Source organism: Mesorhizobium sp. M0052, assembly GCF_040323255.1.
GTDB lineage: Bacteria > Pseudomonadota > Alphaproteobacteria > Rhizobiales > Rhizobiaceae > Mesorhizobium.
In genome coordinates, this window is the sequence record NZ_JAMYUS010000053.1 from 1 (window position 1) to 4,908 (window position 4,908).

General features: G+C 60.9%; 1 protein-coding gene. It reads right to left on the reverse strand.

Features of this window, described 5'->3' with window-relative positions:
- Window positions 1-165 precede the first annotated feature (165 nt).
- Complete coding sequence (locus tag NKJ77_RS32210; protein ID WP_352536380.1) at window positions 166-4,833, reverse strand: Ulp1 family isopeptidase; 4,668 nt, start codon at window positions 4,831-4,833, stop codon at window positions 166-168.
- Between the last annotated feature and the right edge of the window lie 75 nt (window positions 4,834-4,908).

The window sequence follows — 4,908 nt, forward strand, 5'->3', positions numbered from 1 at the left end:
GTTGGCCGCGTGACAGTGAGCTATGCTGGAGATTGGGGTGACGAGGCTGATCAAGCCTTCCAACAGTACCAGCCTGATCAATTACAGCGAGAGCTACCGGTCCGGAGATCGCATCAGCGCCTCTGTCGTCAAGAGAGCTGTTCTGCTTGACCCCAGCCATGGAGCTCAACGCCCCGCGTCGGAGCGCTCCCTGCTTCTGAAGGAAGCCATTAGGTCCGCTCGGGCTTGATCGGAGGCTTGGCTGATGGACGTCGTGGTTGCTTCGCTCAGTTGCCGCCCCATGGCGCGGCTTTGCGGATTATCAGTCCTCTGCCTCTTCGCCGGTCTCAACAGCGCTGTGTAATGTTCATTGTTTATGATGACGCCCCCGCTGTTCACGAGGTTGCTCCTGTCAAGTGTACTCGTCAGTCCGTCCTGGGCCTCACGCTTCTTGCCCAAGTGCCGTTCAAACGGCGCTGGCGTGACTTGTTGAGCTCGAGAGATGGGTCCCTGCTCTCCTGCGTGGCCATGAGCTTGTGCCGCGGTCTGCGCAGCGGCGTCCCCAATGGCACGAGCCTCCATGCCGACTGCGTCTTCCGGACGAGCAGCAAGGGCAATTTCGCGCCCGAGTGCGAACTTCCGGACATGAGTTAGTGCACTGATGTCAGCGGTTTTCATATAGCGCTTGGCATCTTCATCCAGCGACCGCTCGTGAAGCCGATCCGCAATCCCCGGCTTTTTGTTTTCAACCAGGCATTGACTGAAACGTCTAAGAGCAGACCCATAGACCTCAACGGTACGGGGTTTCGGCCCCGTCGGCGCTGCCTCGTACGCTTTGATGAGAGCCGCTGTGTACTCTCTGATGAGCACGGCGTCGGCAGGGTGGGGATTCAGGGCAGGGCGGCCCACCACTGGCGCTCCGCCCGCCCACGTCTTGAGACGACCCAGTGACCCAGCCACGGCCGAGGGGCCGCCACCCCAGATCTCGTACTCCTTGCGATCCCGATCCAGCGACGAATCGTGAAGCCGATCCGCAATCCCCGGCTTGTTATTTTCAACGAGCCAATGACCAAAGCCGAAAAGAATATCTACATGGCGCTTGACCGTGATCTCCCCGACCTTACCGGCATAGAGTGCTGACCTCAGCCCTTCGACAAGGGTCGCATCGTTGGAATAAAGAGGACCCTTGTCGGGACCGGAGACCACTTTTGGGCGATCTGGCTGCACCGCCGCCGGCACAGAACGAGCATGGTCACGCAACTCGGACGGTGCGGGGGGATTCAGATCAACCACTGACGAATCCGGCGCATGATGATGGCGCGCCGTTGAGTGACCCGGCTGCAGCACCGAGGCACCCAGCATCGACCCACTGCCTCCGGCGTACGGCGCCGCGGCGTGTTCTTGTCCGCTCCCTTGCATCATGGGCTGCGCCTCCCATGGCAATGCACCCACTTGATGGGTGGGGGCCTGCATCAGCACGCGAGCGCCTGAATTGCCGATCTCGCTCAGCTGCGGCTCAGTGGCAACGTCCTGCAGACGACTGTTCGGGGTCCTTTGCCTCTTCGCTGGTCTCAACTCCGCTGTATCATGCTCACGGTTGATGAGGACCTCCTCGCTTGGTAGCTGGTTGCTCCTGTCCTGTGCAGCGATCCGCTCGTCCGGCGCGCGCTGGTCGCCGTCGCGCCAGCTCAGGGGACGAAAGGACCCTGCGGGATCCGAGGCTTGGTGATGGGGCCCAGTTGGCACGAAAGACGATGCCAGAACAGCGTCGTCTTCATTAGCTTTCCCAGGGGGGAGATACTCTGGCCAACTGTATTCCTCCTGCGGCCCGCTGCGCTGCGCAGCGGCGTCCCCCTTGCTCTCAAGACTTTGAAATTTAAATGGGTCCCCGGGAGCAACGTCTGGCGCTGACTGGCCGAGCCGCTTGATCTGCTGGTGAAACGTCCCAACGGGGCTTTCCTTAACCGCGTCTCGGGCCTGTCGGTCCATGAGTTCAAAGTTCGTAAGATTCTTTGCCGTTCCGAATGTATTGTCACCCCTGAGGCGGGTTTGTAGTGCCTGCCGATTGACGACGAGGTTGTTGAGGTTCAGGTTATCTGGCTGCGATTGCAATCGCCCAACCAGCGCCCGCGTGCCGTCCACCACGTAGACTCCGCAATCCACCACGTTGCTCTGCTGGGCGATGCGGGATACGCCCACGCGGGTCTCCAGGCTGGCGCCCAGATTTTCTGCGAGCTCTTTTGCAAGCGTGTCATTGCATCCGTTGTAGGAGTCATAATGATAGGCAACCGGCCGTTCCCGGTCGCTGCGATCAACGAACAGCAGCGACCAATGGGTGCCGCGCTCCGCAAGAGTCTTACCGCCATCGCTCACTGGCACGAACAGGAAGTCGGCTGTGTCGTTACCGTTCTGATTATGGACGATGCGCTGGAATGCGCTTAGCTTGTCGCTCTCGGAGCCCAAGCGCAGATGATAATTGGCTACGAGGGGATCCACGAACCGCGTCCGGGCGGCGAGATCTGGATTGTTCCCCTGCAACTCCTGCTCCAGGAGTTGGTAATCCCTCTGGATATGTTCGTCGCCTAGCCATTCCAATGCGCCGAGCACCCGCCCGTCTTTAGCTTTCCCAGGGGGCCTCTCTGGCCGACCCAATGCCTCCTGCGTCCCGCTGCGCTGCGCAGCGGCGTCCCCAATGGCACGAGCCTCCATGCCGACTGCGTCTTCCGGACGAGCAGCAAGGGCAATTTCGCGCCCGGGTGCGAACTTCCGGAGATGAGCTAGTGCACTGATCCTCCGGTTACCACCGGAGTTCACATAGCGCTTGGCATCTTCATCCAGCGACCCCTCGTGAAGCCGATCCGCAATCCCCGGCTTTTTGTTTTCATGCAGGTATTCACTGAAACGTATAAGAGTAGATCCATAGACCTGAATGGTACCGCGATTCGGCCCGGTCGCAGGCGCTTCTTTGTACTCTTTGATGAGAGCCGCTGTGTAATCTCTGATGAGCGCGGCGTCGGCAGGGTAGGGATTCCGGACAGGGCGGTCGACCACTGGCGCTCCGCCCGCCAACGTCTTGAGACGACCCAGTGCTCTAGCCACGATCGAGGGGCCACCCCTGCTCTCGTACTCCGAGGGGCCACCCCTGCTCTCGTACTCCTTGCGATCCTGATCCAGCGACGATTCGTCAAGCCGAGCAGCAAATCCCGGCCTGTTATTGTCAAAGAGCCAACGACCAAAGCCGAGAAGAGAATTTACATGGCGCTTGACCGTGCTCTCCTTGACCTTACCCGCGTAAGCTGACCTCAGCCCTTCGACAACGGTCGCATCGTTGGAATAGAGGGGACCCTTGTCGCGACCGGAGACCCCTATTGGAGGATCTGGCTGCACCGCCGCCGGCACAGAACGAGCATGGTCACGCAACTCGGACGGTGCGGGGGGATTCAGATCAACCACTGACGAATCCGGCGCATGATGATGGCGCGCCGTTGAGTGACCCGGCTGCAGCACCGAGGCACCCAGCATCGACCCACTGCCTCCGGCGTACGGCGCCGCGGCGTGTTCTTGTCCGCTCCCTTGCATCATGGGCTGCGCCTCCCATGGCAATGCACCCACTTGATGGGTGGGGGCCTGCATCAGCACGCGAGCGCCTGAATTGCCGATCTCGCTCAGCTGCGGCTCAGTGGCAACGTCCTGCAGACGACTGTTCGGGGTCCTTTGCCTCTTCGCTGGTCTCAACTCCGCTGTATCATGCTCACGGTTGATGAGGACCTCCTCGCTTGATAGCTGGTTGCTCCTGTCCTGTGCAGCGATCCGCTCGTCCGGCGCGCGCTGGTCGCCGTCGCGCCAGATCAGGGGACGAAAGGACCCTGCGGGATCCGAGGCTTGGTGATGGGGCCCAGTTGGCACGAAAGACAATGGCAGAACAGCGTCGTCTTCATTAGCTTTCCCAGGGAGCTCGCGCCCGAGTTCGGACTTCCGGAGATGAGCTAGTGCACTGATCCCACCGGAGTTGTTATAGCGCTTGGCATCTTCATCCAGCGACCCCTCGTGAAGCCGAGCCGCAATCCCCGGCTTTTTGTTTTCAACCAGGTATTCACTGAAACGTCTAGGAGCAGATCCATAGGTCTGAATGGTAGCGGGATTCGGCCCGGTCGGCGCTGCCTTGTACTCTTTGATGGGAGCCGCTGTGTAATCTCTGATGAGCGCGGCGTCGGCAGGGTCGGGATTATTCAGGACAGCGGCGCGGTCCAGCACTGGCGCTCCGCCCGCCCACGTCTTGAGATGACCCACTGCTCTAGCCACGTCCGAGGAGCCACTCTTGCTCTCGTACTCCTTGAGATCCGGATCCAGCGACTCCTCGTGAAGCCGAGCAGCAAATCCCGGCCTGTTATTATCAAAGAGCCAACGACCAAAGCCGAGAAGAGAATTTACATGGCGCTTGACCGTGCTCTCCAATGCTGACCTCAGCCCTTCGACAACGGTCGCATCGTTGGAATAAAGAGGACGCTTGTCGGGACCGGAGACCCCTATTGGAGGATCTGGCTGCACCGCCGCCGGCACAGAACGAGCAGGGTCACGCAACTCGGACGGTGCGGGGGGATTCAGATCAGCCACTGACGAATCCGGCGCATCATGATGGCGCGCCGTTGAGTGACCCGGCTGCAGCACCGAGGCACCCAGCATCGACCCACTGCCTCCGGCGTAGGGCGCCGCGGCGTGTTCTTGTCCGCTCCCTTGCATGAGTTGCGCCTCCCATGGCGATGGTAGAAGGTCCGCGTGCGGAATCGAGTCGAAATATCCCGACAAATCAGCGTCGACCATCTGCTTTTGCGACCGAGCCAGCGTTTCGGCCACCGCGGCCTCGCCAACCGCGGAGGGCGTCTCCTCAGCCCTGGCGAACGCTGGCCCGGCAGGCGCCGCCGGCACAGA